This window comes from Pseudoclavibacter sp. RFBJ3 (genome assembly GCF_002931375.1).
In the GTDB taxonomy this organism is placed as follows: Bacteria; Actinomycetota; Actinomycetes; order Actinomycetales; family Microbacteriaceae; genus Pseudoclavibacter.
Window position 1 is genome coordinate 186,459 of the sequence record NZ_PSXZ01000005.1, and the last position, 19,960, is coordinate 206,418.

A 19,960-nucleotide genomic window follows, 5' to 3' on the forward strand; every position below is an offset into this window, starting at 1 on the left:
GATCCGCCCATCAGCGGGGAGTCCCCGGAAGAACGGTGAGCGAGCCTCTCGAGGAACGCAGGCCAAGTAGAACCGGTCGGGAGGGCCCGTCACAGCCCGGAACGAGTGGCGAGCGCCGCCGGACGTCCTTCCTTCAACGGAAAGCAGATCCGGGGGAGCGCGCAATCGGGGTGGTACCGCGCCGGAAGGCGTCCCTGAAGCAGACCAAGCACATCCACTTACTGCCAGGAGTTCCACCGCATGAGCTACCCGAAGGCCTCGTTCGGACCAGCCGCCGATCCCGCCAGCTCGACAAGAGACAGCGTCGCCGCCTCGCCGTCGTTCCCGCGCCTCGAAGAGCGCGTGCTCGACTTCTGGCGCGAAGACGGCACGTTCCAGGCTTCCATCGACCAGCGCGAGGGCGCCGAGGAGTGGGTCTTCTACGACGGCCCTCCCTTCGCGAACGGGCTCCCGCACTACGGGCACCTCCTCACCGGGTACGCGAAGGACGTCTTCCCCCGCTACTTCACGATGCGCGGCCGCCAGGTGCACCGCCGCTTCGGCTGGGACACGCACGGCCTGCCCGCCGAGCTCGAGGCCATGCGCCAGCTCGGCATCCAGTCGAAGGCCGAGATCGAGGCCATGGGCATCGACACGTTCAACGACGCCGCCCGCGAGTCGGTGCTCAAGTACACGCGCGAGTGGCAGGAGTACGTCACCCGCCAGGCCCGCTGGGTCGACTTCGAGAACGACTACAAGACGCTCGACATCTCGTACATGGAGTCGGTGCTCTGGGCCTTCAAGAAGCTCTACGACGACGGGCTCGCCTACGAGGGCTTCCGCGTGCTCCCGTACTGCTGGAACGACGAGACGCCCCTCTCCAACCACGAACTGCGCATGGACGACGACGTCTACCAGATGCGTCAGGACCAGACCGTCACCGTCACCTTCCCGCTCGAGGGGGATCGAGCGGATGCGCTCGGCCTCGCCGGCGTGAAGGCGCTCGCCTGGACGACGACCCCGTGGACGCTCCCGACCAACCTAGCCCTCGCGGTCGGCCCGGACATCGACTACGCCGTCGTGCCAGCTGGCCCGCTCGGCGCGGCAGACGGCACGGCGACGGGCGCTGGCTCCTTCCTGCTCGCCAGCGCACGCGTCGCGGCCCATGCCAAGGAGCTCGGCTACGAGAGCGCGGAGGACGCGGTCGACGCGACCAGCCGCAGCCTCACGGGCGCCGAGCTGGCCGGCGTCCGCTACCAGCGCCTGTGGGACTTCTACGCCGACACCGAGACCTACGGTACGCAGAATGCGTGGCAGTTCCTGCTCGGCGACTACGTCACCACGAGCGACGGCACCGGCATCGTGCACCAGGCGCCCGCCTACGGTGAGGACGACAAGGTGCTCAGCGATGCCGCCGGCATCCCAACGATCCTCTCCGTCGACGAGGGCGGCAAGTTCCTCTCCGCCGTCGAGCCCGTCGCCGGCCTGCAGGTCTTCGACGCCAACAAGCCGCTCACCCAGCTCCTGCGGGCCGACGGCCGCCTGTTCAAGCAGGCCAGCTACGAGCACTCCTACCCGCACTGCTGGCGCTGCCGCAAGCCCCTCATCTACAAGGCCGTCTCGAGCTGGTTCGTGCGCGTCACGCAGTTCCGCGACGAGCTCGTCGAACTCAACCAGCAGATCGACTGGGTGCCGGACAACGTCAAGGACGGCCAGTTCGGCAAGTGGCTCGAAGGGGCCCGCGACTGGTCGATCAGCCGCAACCGGTATTGGGGCAGCCCCATCCCCGTGTGGAAGAGCGACAACCCCGACTACCCGCGCATCGACGTCTACGGCTCGCTCGACGACATCGAGCGCGACTTCGGGGTGCGCCCTACCGACCTCCACCGCCCGTTCATCGACGAGCTCACGCGCCAGAACCCGGACGACCCGAGCGGTGCATCCACGATGCGGCGCATCCCCGATGTCCTCGACGTGTGGTTCGATTCCGGCTCCATGCCGTACGCGCAGGTGCACTACCCGTTCGAGAACCGCGAGTGGTTCGACTCGCACTCGCCCGCCGACTTCATCGTCGAGTACATCGGGCAGACGCGCGGCTGGTTCTACGTCATGCACGTGCTCTCGACGGCGCTCTTCCACCGCCCCGCGTTCAAGCGGGTCGTGAGCCACGGCATCGTGCTCGGCAACGACGGTCGCAAGATGTCGAAGAGCCTCCGCAACTACCCGGACGTGCAGGAGGTGTTCGACCGAGACGGGTCGGATGCCATGCGCTGGTTCCTCATGGCGAGCCCCGTGCTGCGCGGCGGGAACCTCATCGTGACCGAGGAGACGATCCGCGAGGGCGTCCGCCAGTTCCTCCTGCCGCTGTGGTCGACGTATTACTTCTTCACGACCTACGCGAACACCGCGGTCGGCTCGACCCAGGCGTACGAGGCGACGTTCCGCACCGACTCGAGCGATGTGCTCGATCAGTACATCCTCGCCAAGCTGGGCGTGCTCGTCTCCGAGGTGCAGGCAGACCTCGAGGCACTCGACTCGACGACCGCCGCATCGCGCCTCCGCGACTTCGGGGACGTGCTCACCAACTGGTACGTGCGTCGCTCGCGCGACCGCTTCTGGCGAGGAGTGACCGACGACGCCACGAGCACCGAGGCGTTCGACACGCTCTACACCGTGCTCGAGACGCTCACGCGCGTCGCCGCGCCACTCACGCCGCTCATCTCCGAGACGGTGTGGCGCGGGCTCACGGGCGGCCGCAGCGTGCACCTCACCGACTGGCCGGACGCGTCGGCGTTCCCCAGCGATCAGGCGCTCGTCGACTCGATGGATGCGGTCCGCCGCGTCACGAGCTCGGCGCTGTCCCTGCGCAAGCAGGCCGGGCGCCGCGTGCGCCTCCCGCTCGCGAGCCTCACCGTCGTCGCGCCGAACACGGACGCGCTCGAGCCCTTCGCGAGCATCCTGCGTGACGAGCTCAACGTGAAGTCCGTGAAGTTCGAGCGCTTCGTCGCCGAGTCCGAGGCCAAGTACGGCATCGACCGCGTCCTGCAGGTCAACGCGCGCGCGGCTGGCCCGCGCCTCGGCAAGCAGGTGCAGCTGGCGATCAAGGCCTCGAAGTCCGGAGACTGGAGCGAGGTCGACGGCGTCGTCACGGCTGGCGGACTGCAGCTCGAGGCGGGTGAATACGAGGTCAAGCTCGTCACCGCAGGCGAGAGCGACGACCGAGCCATCACCCTGCTGCCGAGCGGCGGCATCCTCGTGCTCGACACGAACGTGAGTCCGGAGCTCGCCGCGGAGGGCCTCGCTCGCGATGTCGTGCGTGCGGTCCAGGATGCGCGCAAGGAGGCAGGACTCGAGGTCTCCGACCGCATCCGCCTCGCCCTGCGCGCCGACGACGCGTCGGTCGCCGCCATCGAGGCGCATCGGGAGCTCATCTCGGGGGAGACCCTCGCGGTCGAGTTCCAGGTCACCGGCGGACTCGCGTCGCCGGCTGACGACGAGGTGAGCGCGGACACGTATGGTGCCCTTGAGATCGACGTGGAGGTAGTGGCGTGAGCGAACGCGACCAGCAGGATTCCGGCGACTGGGAAGAGCAGTCCGGCGAATCGGACGCATCCGGCGACTTCGAGCTCGAGCCGAGGGATATCGCCGAGACGTTCACGCCGGCGCTCTCCGACGACGAGGACGAGGTCCTGACGGAGCGCGAGGAAGACGAGCGAACGCTCCTCGAGGGCACCGACTGGGTCAGCGAAGGCGAGCGAGTCTTCGACGAGCTCATGGAGCGGGTGGGGGAGGCGGCCCCCGAGCCGCGACTCCACGCGACGAGGCGCGCCGTCGAGCTCCTCGGAGACGTGCACACGGCGTACCCGGTCATCCACATCACGGGCACCAACGGCAAGAGCTCGACCGCGCGCATCATCGAGACCGTGCTGCGCGCCCACGGCCTGCGCACGGGCCTCCTCACGAGTCCGCACCTCGAGCGCATCAACGAGCGCATCGCCGTCGACGGAAGTCCCATCAGCGACGAACGACTCGTCGCGAACTGGGAGGACATCACGCCCTTCCTCTCGATCGTCGATGCGGAGCTCGAGGCGGCGGGAGAGCCGCGCCTCACGTTCTTCGAGGCCCTCACGGTGCTCGCCTACGCGTGCTTCGCCGACGCTCCCGTGGATGTCGCTGTGGTCGAGGTGGGCATGGGAGGCGAGTGGGACTCCACGAACGTCGCCGATGGCGAGGTCGCCGTCTTCACGCCCATCGCGCTCGACCACACGCAGCGACTCGGCAGGACGCTCTCGGAGATCGCGCGCACCAAGGCCGGCATCATCAAGCCCGCCGCGCGCGTCGTCACCGCAGAGCAGCAGCCCGAGGTCCTCGCGGAGATCACACGTGCCGCAGAGATGTCCGAGGCGCACATGCACGCCGAGCCGAAGGACTTCTCCGTCGTCAGCAACCAGCTGGCCGTCGGCGGACGCCTCGTGACGGTTCGCGGCGTCGCTGGCACGTACGAGGACCTCCTCCTGCCGCTGGACGGCGAGTACCAGGCGCACAACGCCGCCGTCGCGCTCGCTGCCGTCGAGGCGTTCTTCGGCGCGAACCGGAGCCTGCGCGATGAGCTCGTCGAGGCGGCGTTCGGCGAGGTGAAGTCGCCGGGTCGCCTCGAGCGCATCGGCATCACCCCGCCCATGCTCATCGACGCCGCCCACAACCCGCACGGCGCCGAGGCGCTCGCGAGGGCCGTGACCGAGTCGTTCGACTTCTCGCGCGTCGTCGTGGTGCTCGGAGTCCTGGCGGACAAGGACGCGGCCGGCATCGTCCGCGCCCTGCAGCCCATCGCGGAGCGCTTCGTCGTCACCCAGTCCGACTCGGTGCGCGCCATCGACGCCGAGGAGCTCGGCGACATCGTGCGCGAGGTCACCGGCGGCGAGCCCGAGGTGCTCGAGCGAGCGGAGGATGCCATCGAGCGCGCCCGCGAGATCGCCCTCGATCTCCTCGCCGAGGGCGCAGATGATGGCAGGAACGCCGCCGTGCTCATCACGGGCTCCGTCACGCTCATCGGCACCGCGCTCACCCTCTCGCGCGACGAAGGCTGGGCGCAGGAGTCGTGAGTCCGCGCAACAGCGGGCGGCTGCCCCGTCAGCGCAGCATCCGCGAGGTCATCGGCTCCATCTTCCTGGGCTTCGAGCTCTTCGTCGTCTTCCTCGGCACGCTGCTCGTGTTCGGGATGCGCGTGCTCGAGCCCGTTCCGGCGTTTGCGCTCGGCCTCACCTTCGCCGTGCTCATCGTCGTGACGATCGGTCTGCTCAGGTACGAGTGGGGGATCTGGCTCGGGTGGGCCGTGCAGATCCTGCTCGTCGCCGCCGGTTTCCTCCACCCCGGTATGTTCGTGGTCGGGGCGCTGTTCCTCGCATCCTGGACGTACTTCATGTGGAAGGGCGGCCAGATCGACCGGCAGCGCGCTCCGATCATCGCCGAGTACAACCGTCGCCTCGCGGCGGGCGAGATCGGCGTCGACGGGATGCCCATCACGGAGCAGAACAACCCACCGAGCAGCTGACCAGCTGACCTGCACGCATTCACCGAACGACCTGGCCCCTCGCAGGGCCGACCACCACGACCAATGGAGGAACCATGGCAACCATCGAAGAGACGCTCGTCCTCGTCAAGCCGGACGGCGTTCAGCGCGGCCTCACGGGCGAAGTGCTTCGCCGCATCGAGACGAAGGGCTACTCGCTCGTCGACCTCCGCCTCGTCCACGCAGACCGTGCGCTCCTCTCGGAGCACTACGCGGAGCACGAGGGCAAGCCGTTCTACGAGGGCCTCCTCGAGTTCATGCAGTCGGGGCCGACCGTCGCGATCCGCGTCGCGGGCCACCGCGTCATCGAGGGCTTCCGATCGCTCGCCGGCACGACCGACCCCACGACTGCCGCGCCCGGCACGATCCGAGGCGACCTCGGTCGTGACTGGGATGCCGGCGTGCTCCTCAACATCGTGCACGGCTCCGACTCCGTCGAGTCCGCCGAGCGCGAGCTCGGCATCTGGTTCGCGGCCTGACCGACTCGAGAGGTGGACGACTCGGTCGGGCTTCGGCCGAGTCGTAGGCTTCGCGGTAGGCAGGCCGTCAGGTGCAAGAACATTGATTCGGGGGCGAGTTGCGAGATGAAGGCTGGGAGATCGTCGTCGACGGAGCACAGCGAGCGGCTCGACGAGCTGGCCTCGGCGTGGCGGGCTGCGCTGCGCGAGGAGCTGCCAGCGGCCGTCCGGTTGCGTCAGGAGCTCCACGCCGACCCCCGGCTCTCCGGTGAGGAGAACGACACCGCTGCCCGCCTCGAGGCCGAGCTCGGCGACCGGGTCACGATGCACCGCATCGCCGACTCCGGGCGCATCGGGCGCCTCGGCCCCGCGACCGGGGGTGCCGTCGGGGTGCGCGCCGAGCTGGATGCGCTGCCGCTGACCGAGCTCACCGGGGTGCCGTTCGCCTCGTCGAACGGCGCGATGCACGCCTGCGGGCACGACGTCCACCAAGCGGCGCTCGTCGCCTTCATCCGGGCCGCGGACCACCTCGACCTCCCCGTCGGACTCGTGCCGATCCTGCAGCCACGGGAGGAGACCTACCCCTCGGGCGCGCATCAGATCGTGCAGGAGGGCGGCCTCGAGCGCTTCCAGGTCGAGCACGTCATCGGCGCGCACGTCCACCCGGGCGTCCCTCGAGGGGCGATCGCGATCGGCGGCGGCTACATCAACGCGGCTGCCGACGAGATCGAGATCTCGCTGCAGGGACGAGGCGGCCACGGCGCGTACCCGCACCAGGCGGCCGACCCCGTCGCTGCCGTCGCCCAGATCGCGCTCGGACTCCCCGAGGTCGTCCGTCGCACGATCTCGCCCATGAATCCCGCTGTGATCAGCGTCGGGACGCTCACCGCAGGCGAGGGGGCTGCGAACGTGCTGCCCTCGAGCGCCCGGCTGCTCGCGTCGATGCGCACGACGGCGCCGAAAGACCGCGAGCTGCTGTTCGCGGCCGTGCAGCACCTCGCGGTGCGCACTGCTGAGGCGTACGGCACGGAGGCGATCGTGCACATGCACCAGAACATGCCCGTCCTCATCAACGACACCCACCTCGCGTCCGATGCCGACGACTGGCTCGCGCGCCTCGGCGTCGACGGGGCGGAGCCCATGCGCTCGCTCGGCGGCGACGACTTCTCGTACTACTGCGACGAGGTTCCCTCGATCATGTGCTTCGCGGGCGTCGAGACGGCAGGTCTGCCTGGGCCCGGAGGTGCCTACGCCCCGACGCTCCACCACCCGCGCTTCCTTCCGACGGAGGATGCGGTCGGGCTCGTGGCGAGCGCGTTCCTCGCCGGGTACTGCGCGGCCGCCGAGCGCATCCTCGGCATCGCACACCACAGGCGGGTCCTGCCCTGACGGTGGGCGCACAGCCGAAATCGGGTCTGGATGCGGTGGCCGTGCGATACTGGAAAGGTCGACCGGGCAGAGTCCCACGGCACCCGAAGTTTTTCAGGCACGAGCCACGAGCAGAGCAACGCTCCGTCGCACGGGCCGCAGGCAGGATCGCCGCAACCGCGGCACACCACGTACAACCTTTCCGCCGAACGGGCGGAGACCATTTTCGATGAGGATGCATGGCATCTTCATCGCCCGGAGGGGTGGGCGCACGCTTTGCGCCACGCCGGAGTAGGAGCACACCAGAAATGGTGACCACAAACGAATCAGACCAGAACACCACCGATGAGCAGTTCGACGCAGAGGCGGGCCAGGAGTCCGCGACTGCGGCAGAGGTAGGCGCAGTGGAGCACGAGTCGACCGAGGAGTCCGCGTCGTCGGTCCCGTCCGTCATCTCCTCCACGACGCTCTTCTTCCTGCAGCCGGATCTGCCCCCGGTGCTGGAACGCAGCCCACGCGAAGACCGCGGCCGCGGTCGCCGTCAGGACGACGAGCCGTACGAGCGCCAAGAGCGCGGCGACCGGAACGATCGCTACGACAGGCAGGATCGCAACGACCGCTCCGAGCGTGGCGAGCGTTCGGACCGTGGCGAGCGTGACCGCGCTGACCGCAACGACCGCGGCGACCGCGGCGAGCGGTCGAGGGAGTCGTCGCGCGACGACCGCCGACAGGCCCCGGCAGAGCGCCAGCAGTCGACGACGCGTCGTCGTCAGTCCCGCGAGGAGCAGCCGGTCGAAGAGCCCGTGCTCATCACGGAGCCGCAGAAGATCAAGGGGTCCACGCGTCTCGAGGCGAAGCGTCAGCGCCGCCGCGAGGGCCGCGAGAGCGGGCGTCGCCGGCAGGTCATCACCGAATCCGAGTTCCTCGCTCGTCGCGAGGCGGTCGACCGCGTGATGCTCGTCCGCGCCAAGGACGACCGCGTCCAGATCGGCGTGCTCGAGGACAAGGTGCTCGTCGAGCACTACGTCGCGCGTTCGCAGGAGTCGTCGCTCATCGGCAACGTGTACCTCGGTCGCGTGCAGAACGTGCTCCCGAGCATGGAGGCTGCCTTCATCGACATCGGGCGCGGCCGCAACGCCGTGCTCTACTCCGGTGAGGTCGACTGGGCCGCTGCGGAGGTCGGCGGCAAGTCGCGTCGCATCGAGAACGCCCTCAAGCCGGGCGACCGCGTGCTCGTCCAGGTCACGAAGGACCCGATCGGCCACAAGGGCGCCCGCCTCACGAGCCAGGTGTCGCTGCCTGGTCGCTACCTGGTCTACGTGCCGGGGAACTCCATGAACGGCATCTCCCGCAAGCTCCCGGACACGGAGCGCGCACGCCTCAAGAAGATCCTCAAGGAGACGCTGCCGGCAGGCGTCGGCGTCATCGTGCGCACGGCTGCCGAGGGCGCGACCCAGGATCAGCTCGAGCTCGACGTCAACCGACTCACCGCGCAGTGGGCCGACATCTCCTCGCGCATCGAGGCGGGACCCGCTCCGGCGCTCCTGCACTCCGAGCCCGACCTCCTCGTCAAGATCATCCGCGACGTCTTCAACGAGGACTTCCACAAGATCGTGATCCAGGGCAGCGAAGAGCTCGAGACCATCACGAACTACCTGCACCAGGTCGCCCCTGACCTCGTCGACCGCGTCGAGGCGTTCCAGGGCGGCGACGTCTTCGCCGAGTACCGCGCGACCGAGCACATCGAGAAGGCGCTGGACCGGAAGGTCTGGCTGCCGTCCGGCGGCTCGCTGGTGATCGACCGCACGGAGGCCATGACGGTCGTCGACGTCAACACGGGGAAGTTCGTCGGTTCCGGCGGCAACCTCGAGGAGACGGTCACCAAGAACAACCTGGAGGCGGCCGAAGAGGTCGTCCGCCAGCTGCGTCTTCGCGACATCGGCGGCATCATCGTCGTCGACTTCATCGACATGGTGCTCGAATCGAACCGAGACCTCGTCATGCGTCGCCTCATCGAATGCCTGAGCCGTGACCGCACGAAGCACCAGGTCGCAGAGGTGACGAGCCTCGGGCTCGTGCAGATGACCCGCAAGAAGCTCGGTCTCGGCCTGCTCGAGACGTTCAGCGAGCCGTGCGAGTCCTGCGCTGGCCGTGGTGTCATCGTCTTCCACGACCCGGTGCTCAAGCACCGTGGGGGAGCGCCTGACAGCAGCGCGAACGCGAAGAGCAGCCGCAAGGGCCGCGGTGGTCAGCAGCGTGAGCAGCAGGCTCCTCGTGCCGTCGCAGCTCCGGCCGCGACGTCGACGCACGGCATCACCGAGGAGGCGCGGGGCGCTCTCTCGAAGATCGCGGCGTCGACGCTCACCGGGCAGAAGCAGGGCGAGCCTTCGGAAGAGCAGCAGCCCGTCGTGCAGGCGAGCGCCCAGGCGCCGGTCGCCGACGAGCGTGGCGGCGACGAGCAGTCCGGGCAGCAGGGTGAGTCGCGTCGTTCGCGTCGCGGCCGCAGGCGCGCCAAGACGGATGCTCAGGCTCCGGCGACGTCGGAGGCTCCGGAGCAGGCGCCGAGCGAGCCGGTGACGCTCGACCGCAATGCGGTGCAGCAGTCGGATGGCGACGACCGGAAGGCGCGCGCCAGCGAGAACCTCTTCGACTTCGACTCGGCCCAGAGCGCCGAGCCGGCACAGACCAAGCGCGAGGCCGACCCGGCAGCGCTTCGTGAACTCGACTCGCTGCTGGATGCGCTGGTCACCCCAGAGGGTGAGCAGCAGCCGGCAGCGGGCGAAACGACCGAGGCCCCCGCCGCGGTCGAGGTGACGACGCCCGCCGCCGCCCCTGAGAAGGTTCAGGAAGCGCCGACGGGGTCTGCGCCGAAGGCAGCGCAACCGGCGACGGTTGAGCCGCCCAAGGGTGCTTCGGGGCGTCCGCGCCGCCGCCGCATCACGACGCCGCCGCTCTCTGCCGAGTAAGATGGCAGGGTAGGGCGACCGGACGCGAAAGCGTCGAGTGGGTGGGTGCGCTTGCGCGCACCGACCCTGCCGGGTAAAGTGGTTCGCTGTTGCACGTTTGCATTCGTGCTGGCATTCCCTCGCCCGGTTGCAGGGCAGAGTCAGCTCGCCGCAGCGAGCAGGGCTTCCAGAGTTTGAAGACACAGCGTCCGACCTTGTCGGGCTCGGAGAAAAGGTACTGAAGTGGTATTCGCAGTTGTGCGCGCCGGTGGACGGCAGGAGAAGGTAGAGGTGGGCACTGTGCTCACCACGAACCGTGTTGTTGCCGACAAGAAGGGCAACGTCACGCTTCCGGCTGTGCTGCTCGTCGACGGTGAGACCATCACGAGTGACGCAGAGAAGCTCGCTAAGGTCACGGTGACTGCAGAGGTCCTCAACGACCTCCGCGGCCCGAAGATCGTCATCCAGAAGTACAAGAACAAGACCGGTTACAAGAAGCGTCAGGGCCACCGTCAGGAGCTCACGCGCATCAAGATCACCGACATCAAGTAAGTCGAGGAGCAGACTTCAATGGCACACAAAAAGGGAGCGAGCTCGACTCGCAACGGCCGTGACTCGAACGCTCAGCGCCTCGGCGTGAAGCGTTTCGCGGGCCAGACCGTCAGCGCGGGCGAGATCCTCGTCCGTCAGCGCGGCACGCACTTCCACCCCGGCGCCCTCGTGGGCCGCGGTGGCGACGACACGCTGTTCGCCCTCTCGGCAGGCATCGTCGAGTTCGGTGCGAAGGGCCGCCGCAAGGTGGTCAACATCGTCGCTGGCGAATAGCAGCAAGCACAGTCCCTGAATCCAGGGCGGTGTCAGGATGAGGGGCGGGCCACGGTCCGCCCCTCATCCGTATTTTCACGACTTATCGTTCTACAGGAGCTCTTCATGGCCACCTTCGTCGACCAGGTGACGCTGTATCTGCGCGCTGGAGAGGGTGGCAACGGCTGCGTCTCTGTCAAGCGCGAGAAGTTCAAGCCACTCGCCGGCCCCGACGGCGGTGATGGCGGCAACGGCGGCAGCATCACGTTCTACGCCGACCCGCAGGAGACGACGCTGCTGTCGTACCACCACAAGCCGCATCGCTCGAGCGACAAGGGCGGCTTCGGGATGGGCGATTGGCGCAACGGGTACACCGGTCAGCCGCTCGATCTGCCGGTTCCCGTCGGAACGGTCGTCCGCGACGCGGACGGCGTCGAACTCGCTGACCTCTCCGAGCCCGGCATGCGCTACGTCGCTGCCGAAGGCGGACAGGGCGGTCTCGGCAACGCGTCGCTCGCCAACACGAAGCGCAAGGCGCCTGGCTTCGCTCTGCTCGGCACGCCAGGCGAGGAGCTGCAGGTGCAGCTCGAGCTCAAGATCGTCGCGGATGTGGCCTTCGTCGGCTACCCGTCCGCTGGCAAGTCGAGCCTCATCGCGGCGATGTCCGCGGCCAAGCCGAAGATCGCCGACTACCCTTTCACCACGCTCCACCCGAACCTCGGCGTCGTGCAGGCGGCCCAGTACCGCTACACGGTCGCCGACGTTCCCGGCCTCATCGAGGGCGCGAGCGAGGGCAAGGGCCTCGGCCTCGACTTCCTGCGGCACGTCGAGCGGTGCTCCGCGCTGCTGCACGTGCTCGACTGCGGAACGCTCGACCCGGGCCGCGACCCGATCAGCGACCTCGATGTCATCCTCGAGGAGCTCGGCAACTACCCGGTGCCGGAGGGGCAGACGCCGCTCCTGGAGCGTCCGCAGTTCGTCGCGCTCAACAAGATCGACCTGCACGATGGGCGTGAGCTCGCCGAATTCGTGCGCCCCGAGCTGGAGGAGCGCGGCTACCGTGTCTTCGAGATCTCGACGGTGAGCCACGAGGGTCTCAAGGAGCTCTCCTTCGCGCTCGGCGAGCTCATCGACCGCGACAGGGAGGCCAAGCTCGCCGAGCTGGCCATCAAGCCGCGCATCGTGCTGCGTCCGCGCCCCGTCGACGAGAAGCCGTTCGAGATCCGCGTCGAGGGCGGAACGCACGGAAACACGTACCGGATCCTCGGTGAGAAGCCGCAGCGTTGGGTCGCGCAGACGGACTTCGCGAACGACGAGGCCATCGGCTACCTCGCGGACCGCCTCAACAAGATCGGTGTCGAGGAAGCCCTCTTCAAGGCCGGTGCAGTCGCCGGTTCCGCCGTCATCATCGGGCCTGGCGCGCAGGGCATCGTCTTCGACTGGGAGCCGACGCTCACGAGCGCGGCAGAGCTCACGGTCTCGCCGCGTGGCACGGACAGTCGCCTCGAGGAGAACAGCCGCACCACCACGCGTGAGCGGCGCGAGGGCTACTACGAGCGCATGGACGGCAAGGCCGCGGCGCGTGCCGAACTCGAGCGCGAGCGCGAGGGCGGCGTGTGGAAGGTCGACGAGTGACCTCGCGAACATTGGTAGGGTGGGACGCATGATCGAGCTGATTCCCGCTGCGCTTGCTGATGCCGTGCTGGCCCAATCCGTGCTGGCCGAAGAGGGGCACCACATCGTCAACGAGCTGGTGATGCCCCCGATCATGTTCGGTGTCGTCACGCTCGTCGCCTTCGTGGCCCTCATCGTCGTCACGTACGCGTTCCGCAACACGTGGCACAGCAACCCGGTCGACTCCAAGGTCGTTCCCTACGAGCCGTTCAACCACGCTGGCGTCATCGAGGCCGGCTCGGAGCACCCGAAGCACTAGCGCGGAGACGCGCCCGCCTTATGCCTCACACCGTCGAGCCTTCCCCCGTTCCCGAGCGCCGCAGAGTCGGCGTCATGGGTGGAACCTTCGACCCGATCCACCACGGGCACCTCGTGGCGGCGAGCGAGGCGGCGGCGCACTTCGATCTCGATGAGGTGCTCTTCGTGCCGACGGGGAAGCCGTCGCACAAGTCGCACGTCACCCCGGTCGAGCACCGCTACCTGATGACGGTCATCGCGACGGCCTCGAACCCCCGGTTCAAGGTGAGTCGTGTCGACGTCGACCGCGACGGCCCCACGTACACGATCGACACGCTGCGCGACGTCCAGCGACTCCGCCCGGATGCGGACCTGTACTTCATCACGGGTGCGGATGCCATCGCGCAGATCCTCGGGTGGAAGAACTCGCTCGAGCTGTTCGAGCTCGCCCAGTTCGTCGCCGTCTCGCGACCGGGGCACGAGATGCGCACCGACGGCATCCCCGCCGACAAGGTGACGGCGCTCAAGATCCCAGCCCTGGCGATCTCCTCGACGGACATCAGGGCGAGGGCCTACGAGGAGAAGCCGGTCTGGTACCTGGTGCCAGACGGTGTCGTGCAGTACATGGCCAAGCACAGGCTGTACACGGCAGAAGAGATTGATGCCATATGAGTGACGCCCCACTGACCCGCCGCGAGCTTCGCGAGCTCGAACGTCGCCGCGAGAAGGGCGAGCAGCCCGAGCTCCCGACGATGGCGCCGACGGTCTCCGTGGAGGCCGGGGCGGGATCCGACGAAGCCGCTCCAGCAACTCCCATCGTTCCCGTCATTCCAGCCGCGCCGGCCCCTCCTGCTGAGTCGGCGCAGCTCGCATCCGGCGTCGCGCTCGAGGCTCCGCTCCAGAACGACGGCCTCTCACCGACGCCGATCGACGTGCCGGCGACGCTCGGGACCACTGAGGCCACTGAGGTATCTGAGGCTTCTGAGACCCCGGACGTCGCTGAGGCCCCCGAGTTGCCCGGCGACTCGTTCAATCGGAGCCCGGCGGCCGTCGAGCAGGAGGCTCAGGAGGACGGCACGAGCGGCGATTACTTCCGACGCCTCGTCATGGCCAGCCACTCCACGGACGAGACGCCGACGGGCATGATCGTCATGCCGGAGATGAGCTCGCCCGATATCACCGGCGCCCTCAGCGGCGCGGGTGATCTCATGATCACGGGCAAGATGCAGGTCTCCCGCGAGCTCTCCAACTTCGGCACGCTGACGACGGGGCTCGACTCGCCGGAGATCGACCACGCTGACGAGGGCGACGAGCAGCTGCACTCGAGGGCCGTCGAGGAGCGCAGTCCGGTCGCGGCCAGCCGCGCGGTGCGCGAGCCTGGAATGCCGCTCGCACCCCGCCGTGGGCACGGCGTGCGGCTGTCGATCTGGGCGGTCGTGAGTGGCCTTGCCGTCGCTGTGGCTGGCGTTGTCGCAGTGATCCTGGGTATTGTTCAGGGTTGGTTCTGATCAGCTGGCGAGCGCATCGCCTCTCGGACACCACGTTGAGCTCATCTGGGCTCTCAATGAAAGGGACCGAATGACCGCGAGTACGCGAGCAATCGAACTGGCAGACATCGCAGCGAAGGCTGCCGACAAGAGACTCGGCTTCGACATCGTCGCCCTGGATGTCTCGAACAACATGCCGCTCACGGACATCTTCCTCCTCGTCTCCGGTCGCAACGAGCGCATGGTGCTCTCCATCGCCGATGAGATCGAAGACGCGATGCGCGACATCGGGCAGCGCACGCTGCGCCGAGAGGGCCGTCGCGAGGGTCGCTGGGTGCTCCTCGACTTCAACGACATCGTCGTGCACGTCTTCCACGAGGAGGAGCGCACGTTCTACGGGCTCGAGCGACTGTGGAACGACGCACCCGTCGTGAAGCTCGATCTCGGCGAGGGCGACGCAGCCGCCGAGCAGCCGAACCAGGCCGAGCAGAGCTGAGCGGCGTGACGCCCCGCAGGTCGAAGGGCGGATGGGCCTGGCTCATCCTCACCGGCTTGCTCGCGGGCTTCCTCTCTGGGCTCTTCGGGGTCGGCGGGGGCATCCTCATCGTGCCTGCACTCGTCTATCTGGTGCGGCTCGACACCCGCTTGGCCGCTGGCACCTCGCTGCTCGCCATCCTGCCGTCGGCGATCGTCGGGGTGGTGACGTACGCGGTCGGCGGCAACGTCGACCTGCTCCTGGCGGGGCTCCTGGCCGTGGGTGCGATCGCGGGTGCCCCGCTCGGGTCGTGGCTGCTGGAGAAGATCTCGAAGCGCACGCTGCAGTGGGCGTTCATCGCGTTCATCGGGGTCGTCATCGTCTCGCTCTTCCTCGTCGTGCCGTCGAGGGACGCCGCAGTGCACATCGATCTGCTCGGTGGGGCGCTGCTGGTGTTCCTGGGCCTCTGCACGGGCGTGCTGTCCGGTCTGCTCGGCATCGGCGGGGGAGTCGTGGTCGTGCCGATGCTGGTCGTGCTCTTCGGCTCGAGCGACCTGCTCGCGAAGGGCAGCTCCCTGCTCATGATGATTCCGACGGCGCTGTCCGGCACGATCAGCAACCTGCGACGCAAGAACGTGGATGTGGGTGCCGGCCTCGCGGTCGGTGGCGCCGCCTGCCTCACGACGAGCCTCGGGGGCTTGAGCGCCGCCGCCATCTCGCCGTCGCTCGCGAATCTGCTCTTCGCGGCCTTCCTCGTCGTGATCGCGGTGCGCATGGGTGTGGATGCGTGGCCCCGTCGCACCGCTCGGTAGCGACACGCGCTGGCCGCCTCGATTTGGTGCGTCCCAGCTTCTGAGCTATTATTTTCGAGTTCCCGGAAACGGGTGCGGGTCTGTGGCGCAGCTGGTAGCGCACCTGCATGGCATGCAGGGGGTCAGGGGTTCGAATCCCCTCAGATCCACCACGAAGCCCCGGTCAGCTGAAGCTGACCGGGGCTTTTTCGTCTGAGCTGCCGCTCGGTTCCCCGCGCGATGCGGGAGGATGTCCGCATGGCGAGACGCATCATGGGCGACACTGCACGGGCCAACTGGAGCGCGCTCATCGCGGTGCCGTTCGCAGCGGCCTTCTACCTGTTCGTGGCGAGACGCCTCGGCGTCGAGATCGGCGACACGGTTCGCTACCTCGTGAGCGTCTTCATCGTGTTCTGGCCGCTGTTCGGAACGGTGTACCTGGTCTGGACGCACCTCGCCTATCGCAACGCGGACGCGGTGCAGCTGCGGGTCGCCTCGAGGCGAGAGCGCATCACGAAGCGCCGCTGGTGGCATCGGCTCGTCGGCTACGGGGGAGCGACGGACTGGACGATGGCGGGCGCCATGGTCGCGGTCGCCCTCACGGTCGCTATCGCGCAGGAACCCGCCTTCCGCGACCAGACCATCTTCGTGGTGCTCGGGCTCGCCACGGTCGCGGCCTCGTGGGCGCTCATGGTCTACGCGTTCGCGTTGGAGTACCTCCGCCTCGACGCGGTCCCTGATGCTGAGGCGGGACATGGGGGAGCGGACGAGCGCGAGCGGGATGCCGCGCGCCGGTCGCAGATCGTGTTCCCGTTCGAGGAGGAGCCTCGCTTCGGCGACTACCTGACGCTCGCGGTCCTGATGTCGACGATGGCGGCGACGGCGTCGGCCGAGATCACGTCGCGCCGCGGCTGGCGCATCGCCCGGACCAACGTGGTGCTGGCGTTCGCGTTCAACTCGGTCATCGTCGCCATGATGGTCTCGGTGCTCTTCGGCGGGCTCACGACCTAGGGGGAGGGCAACGCGGGGAGGCTAACGCCGGAAGGCTCAGCGCACGACGCGGAAGCCCTCGGTTCCCTTTGGGGTCCGCTCGGAGACGCGAGATGCGGTGACTTCGGCGTACGGGGGCCCTTTGCTCATCCACGCGAGGAGCGCATCCACCTGGTGCTCCTCTCCTTCGAGCTCGGCTTCGACCCGGCCGTCGTGGAGGTTGCGGACCCAGCCGCTCACACCCAGACGCTGCGCCTCCTGCGCCGTGGTGAAGCGGTAGCCGACACCCTGGACAGTCCCGGCCACGATGACGTTGACTCTCCGCATAGCCACATTGTGCTTTCCACGCCTGGAATCCGGGAAGATGCCGGCCCGTGTGAGGTGAGAAGCACAGCCTTTTCCCATCTGGCGGGCTCGGGGAGCTTCCGCGGTCAGGTCAGGTGCGAGAGCTCGCCCACGTCGTAGCCGGTGTCCGGGAGGCAGCCGAGCTCGGTCAGCAGCTCGGGCATGCTCCAGAGCCGTACCTCCTGGGGGCGGGTGGTGGCGATCGATGCCTCCGCGCTGCCGCCGATCGCGAGTTGGCGCACACTCACGGAAGACGGACCAGATGCGGGACTCGGCGCACCGTGGACGATGCGCCAGGAAGGGTGCCCATCGAGCGGATGCTCCTCGACGAGCAGCGAGGACGGCTCGTCTCGGAGGCCACGGCCGGAGACCTTCAGCGCGGCCTCCTTCGCCGTCCAGAGGGCGATGCGAGCGGCGACGCCCACCCGCTGCGTCGACGCGGGCATCCGGAGCCGCTCTGCTGGGTGCAGGGCGTACGCGTCGAACTCGGACCACAGCTGTGTCGGCACGGTCTCGATGTCGACGCCGATCGCGTCCGCCGGGTCGGCGATCGCGACGAGCACCCGGCCGTTCGTCGTCGAGGAGCTGAGCGAGAGGTCGCTGCTCGTCGGCTGCCCGTGGCGCCCGCCGCAGTCTGCGCAGCGGCGGGCGATGTCGAGCTCGCCGGCCAGCTCGAGCGGGACCCCGCGGCCCCACGCCGCCAGCAGCCGGAGGGCGGCGCGCCCCGCCAGCGTGCGGCGACGCAGCTCCTCGGTGCTCCGAGCGCCGGCGGCGGCGAGGTCGTCGGCGCTCGCGCACTGCGACGCGGCGTCGAGAACCTCGTCGATGCCAGCGGCGAGCACGGCGATCATCGGCGGCTGATGCGGCGGTACTGCCACACGGCGATCGGCGCGAAGATCGCGATGATCGCGACGCTGCACAGGAACGCGTACAGGACGGCGTTCTCGGCGGGCCATCCTCCGGCAGCCGTGAAGCCGCTCGGGGCCGCGTTGCCGAAGAGCTCCCTGACGGCGCTTGCGACCGCCGTGACCGGGTTCCACTCCGCGAACGCGCGAAGGGGGCCGGGAAGCATGTCCGCTGAGACGAAGGCACCGGAGATGAAGCAGACGGGGAACAGCCACAGGAGGCCGAGGCTCTGCGCGACCTCGACGCTCTTCGCGGTGAGCGCGATGGTCGCGCCGATCCAGGAGGTCGCGAAGGCGAAGAGCAGCAGCAGCGCGAAGGCGGCGAGCACTTCGAGCGGGCCGGATTCGACGCGCCAGCCGATCGCGAGTCCGCACGTCAGGATCACGGCGATGGAGATGATGCTCGTGACGAGATCGGAGCTCGTCCGTCCGAGGATGACGCCGACGCGCGACATGGGGAGCGTGCGGAGCCGATCGATGAGGCCGGACTGCAGGTCCTTCGCGAGGTAGACGGCGGTGAACGAGGAGTTGAAGGTCAGGGTCTGGGCGAGAATGCCGCCGATCAGGAACTGCCGGTAGTCGGCGCCGCCCAACGCGCCGCCGAAGACGAAGGCGAGGATGAGGACGAAGATGATGGGCTGCGCGATGCCGGTCACGAGGGCGCCAGGCGTGCGCTGCACGTTGAGCACGTTCCTGCGGGCGACGATGCTGCCGTCGCGGAAGGCCGCGGTGATTGCGCTCATGCGGTGACCGCCTCTCGCTCGTCGTCGGTGTGCAGCTCGGCGGACGCGTCGTCGGGTCGCTGCCCCGTGATCTGGAGGAAGACCTCGTCGAGGGTCGGCTGACGCAGCGCCGCCTCGATCGTGCCGATCCCGGCCTCCGAGAGGCCGGCGAGCACGGCAGCGAGATCACGGCTGCCGTTCGGTGCCTTGGCGGTGATGCGCACGGCGCGGTCGTCGAGGGACGCCTCGCGTCCGATCGCGGCGACGATCTGGAGAGCCCTGTGGCCGTCCTCCGCCCGCTCGAGCACAAGATCGATCGCGGCTCCTCCTGCCCGCGCCTTGAGCGCCGACGCGGTGCCCTCTGCCACGATCCGGCCCGAGTCGATGACCGAGATGGCATCGGCCAGCTGGTCGGCCTCCTCCAGGTACTGGGTTGTCAGGAGCACCGTCGTGCCTGCCGTCGCGAGCGTCTGGATCGCATCCCAGGTATCGCGACGCCCGCGCGGGTCGAGTCCCGTCGTCGGCTCGTCGAGGATCACGACGGGCGGCCTGGCGACGATGGCGCCGGCAAGGTCGAGGCGGCGGCGCATGCCGCCCGAGTAGTCGCCCGCGCGTTTCTTGGGGTGCAGGTCGTCGAGGCGGAAGTCGCGGAGCAGCTCGTTCGCGCGTGCCTTCGCGTCTCGGCGCCGCATGCCGTAGAGCTGGCCGACCATCGTCAGGTTCTCGACTCCGGTGAGCTTCTCGTCGACGGCCGCGTACTGGCCGGAGACGCCGATGCTGCGGCGCACGTCCTGAGCCTGGCGCCGGACGGAGTGGCCGGCGACCTGCACGTCGCCGGCATCCGGGTCGAGGAGGGTCGTGACGACTCGGACGGTGGTGGTCTTGCCCGCCCCGTTCGGGCCGAGGAGTGCGTGGACGGAGCCTGCTGGGATCTCGAGGTCGACGCCGTCGAGCGCGGTGAAGTCGCCGAAGCGCTTCCTGAGCCCGCGGATCGAGATCACGAGACCGCCAGGTCGCGCTCGCGGACGGGCGTGATGTCTCGCCAGTTCTCGGTCACGTAGTCGAGGCAGGCCTGCTTGGGGGCTGGGCCGTAGACGACGACCCAGCCTGCGGGCACGTCGGCGAAGTCAGGCCAGAGGGAGTGCTGCTGCAGCTCGTTGACGAGGACTCGGAACTCTGCGGAGATGTCATCGAACGGATTGGTCATGATG

The 19,960-nt window shown here is 68.7% G+C and carries 20 protein-coding genes and 1 tRNA gene; 16 read left to right on the top strand and 5 right to left on the bottom strand.

Annotated features, from left to right (window positions below):
- Positions 1-240: 240 nt before the first annotated feature.
- The 16 genes from ileS to C5E07_RS07120 all read left to right on the top strand — a co-directional run bounded on the left by ileS (position 241) and on the right by C5E07_RS07120 (position 16,798).
- Positions 241-3,531 (top strand): isoleucine--tRNA ligase, encoded by a 3,291-nt coding sequence (gene ileS / locus C5E07_RS07045; RefSeq protein WP_104298927.1) that lies wholly within the window; start codon positions 241-243, stop codon positions 3,529-3,531.
- 221 nt (positions 3,532-3,752) lie between these two features.
- Positions 3,753-5,081 (top strand): folylpolyglutamate synthase/dihydrofolate synthase family protein, encoded by a 1,329-nt coding sequence (locus C5E07_RS07050; protein WP_104298994.1) that lies wholly within the window; start codon positions 3,753-3,755, stop codon positions 5,079-5,081.
- Positions 5,078-5,530: a DUF4233 domain-containing protein gene (locus tag C5E07_RS07055; RefSeq protein WP_258063797.1), complete on the top strand. Its 453-nt coding sequence runs from the start codon at positions 5,078-5,080 to the stop codon at positions 5,528-5,530. The genes C5E07_RS07050 and C5E07_RS07055 overlap by 4 nt, the downstream gene beginning before the upstream one ends.
- Before the next feature lie 74 nt (positions 5,531-5,604).
- Complete coding sequence (gene ndk / locus C5E07_RS07060; RefSeq protein ID WP_104240826.1) at positions 5,605-6,027, top strand: nucleoside-diphosphate kinase; 423 nt, start codon at positions 5,605-5,607, stop codon at positions 6,025-6,027.
- A 105-nt stretch (positions 6,028-6,132) separates the two neighbouring features.
- Positions 6,133-7,395 (top strand): M20 family metallopeptidase, encoded by a 1,263-nt coding sequence (locus C5E07_RS07065; protein ID WP_104240827.1) that lies wholly within the window; start codon positions 6,133-6,135, stop codon positions 7,393-7,395.
- Between the two features lie 287 nt (positions 7,396-7,682).
- Entirely contained in the window at positions 7,683-10,340 is a 2,658-nt protein-coding gene (locus C5E07_RS19735) for an Rne/Rng family ribonuclease (RefSeq protein WP_258063798.1), read from the top strand.
- A gap of 222 nt (positions 10,341-10,562) precedes the next feature.
- Positions 10,563-10,871 (top strand): 50S ribosomal protein L21, encoded by a 309-nt coding sequence (gene rplU / locus C5E07_RS07075; protein ID WP_068481311.1) that lies wholly within the window; start codon positions 10,563-10,565, stop codon positions 10,869-10,871.
- An 18-nt stretch (positions 10,872-10,889) separates the two neighbouring features.
- Positions 10,890-11,144 carry a 50S ribosomal protein L27 gene (gene rpmA / locus C5E07_RS07080; protein ID WP_068481308.1) on the top strand — a complete coding sequence of 85 codons (255 nt, stop codon included), beginning with the start codon at positions 10,890-10,892 and terminating at the stop codon, positions 11,142-11,144.
- Positions 11,145-11,249: 105 nt separating this feature from the next.
- Positions 11,250-12,758, top strand: coding sequence for a GTPase ObgE (gene obgE, locus C5E07_RS07085; RefSeq protein ID WP_104298929.1), 1,509 nt, complete (start codon positions 11,250-11,252; stop codon positions 12,756-12,758).
- Between the two features lie 28 nt (positions 12,759-12,786).
- Positions 12,787-13,056, top strand: a complete 270-nt coding sequence (locus C5E07_RS07090) for a hypothetical protein (protein ID WP_104298930.1) — start codon at positions 12,787-12,789, stop codon at positions 13,054-13,056.
- A 20-nt stretch (positions 13,057-13,076) separates the two neighbouring features.
- Positions 13,077-13,706, top strand: a complete 630-nt coding sequence (gene nadD / locus C5E07_RS07095) for a nicotinate-nucleotide adenylyltransferase (RefSeq protein ID WP_104240830.1) — start codon at positions 13,077-13,079, stop codon at positions 13,704-13,706.
- On the top strand, positions 13,703-14,542 hold the full coding sequence (locus tag C5E07_RS07100) for a hypothetical protein (RefSeq protein WP_104298931.1): 840 nt from the start codon (positions 13,703-13,705) through the stop codon (positions 14,540-14,542). Before nadD ends, C5E07_RS07100 begins: the two co-directional genes overlap by 4 nt.
- Positions 14,543-14,612: 70 nt before the next feature.
- Positions 14,613-15,017 (top strand): ribosome silencing factor, encoded by a 405-nt coding sequence (gene rsfS / locus C5E07_RS07105; protein WP_104298995.1) that lies wholly within the window; start codon positions 14,613-14,615, stop codon positions 15,015-15,017.
- A gap of 5 nt (positions 15,018-15,022) precedes the next feature.
- Positions 15,023-15,808, top strand: coding sequence for a sulfite exporter TauE/SafE family protein (locus C5E07_RS07110; protein WP_258063086.1), 786 nt, complete (start codon positions 15,023-15,025; stop codon positions 15,806-15,808).
- A gap of 76 nt (positions 15,809-15,884) precedes the next feature.
- Positions 15,885-15,960, top strand: a tRNA-Ala gene (locus C5E07_RS07115).
- Between the two features lie 85 nt (positions 15,961-16,045).
- Complete coding sequence (locus C5E07_RS07120; protein WP_181057861.1) at positions 16,046-16,798, top strand: DUF1345 domain-containing protein; 753 nt, start codon at positions 16,046-16,048, stop codon at positions 16,796-16,798.
- 36 nt (positions 16,799-16,834) lie between these two features.
- Here the strand turns inward: C5E07_RS07120 and C5E07_RS07125 are convergent, their stop codons facing one another.
- The 5 genes from C5E07_RS07125 to C5E07_RS07145 all read right to left on the bottom strand — a co-directional run bounded on the left by C5E07_RS07125 (position 16,835) and on the right by C5E07_RS07145 (position 19,956).
- Positions 16,835-17,104, bottom strand: a complete 270-nt coding sequence (locus tag C5E07_RS07125) for an acylphosphatase (RefSeq protein ID WP_160070539.1) — start codon at positions 17,102-17,104, stop codon at positions 16,835-16,837.
- Positions 17,105-17,208: 104 nt separating this feature from the next.
- On the bottom strand, positions 17,209-17,973 hold the full coding sequence (locus C5E07_RS07130; protein ID WP_181057863.1) for a 4'-phosphopantetheinyl transferase superfamily protein: 765 nt from the start codon (positions 17,971-17,973) through the stop codon (positions 17,209-17,211).
- Complete coding sequence (locus C5E07_RS07135) at positions 17,970-18,770, bottom strand: ABC transporter permease (protein ID WP_104240835.1); 801 nt, start codon at positions 18,768-18,770, stop codon at positions 17,970-17,972. Before C5E07_RS07135 ends, C5E07_RS07130 begins: the two co-directional genes overlap by 4 nt.
- Positions 18,767-19,750, bottom strand: coding sequence for an ATP-binding cassette domain-containing protein (locus C5E07_RS07140; RefSeq protein WP_104298934.1), 984 nt, complete (start codon positions 19,748-19,750; stop codon positions 18,767-18,769). Before C5E07_RS07140 ends, C5E07_RS07135 begins: the two co-directional genes overlap by 4 nt.
- On the bottom strand, positions 19,747-19,956 hold the full coding sequence (locus tag C5E07_RS07145) for an MbtH family protein (RefSeq protein ID WP_104298996.1): 210 nt from the start codon (positions 19,954-19,956) through the stop codon (positions 19,747-19,749). The genes C5E07_RS07140 and C5E07_RS07145 overlap by 4 nt, the downstream gene beginning before the upstream one ends.
- Positions 19,957-19,960: the final 4 nt, after the last annotated feature.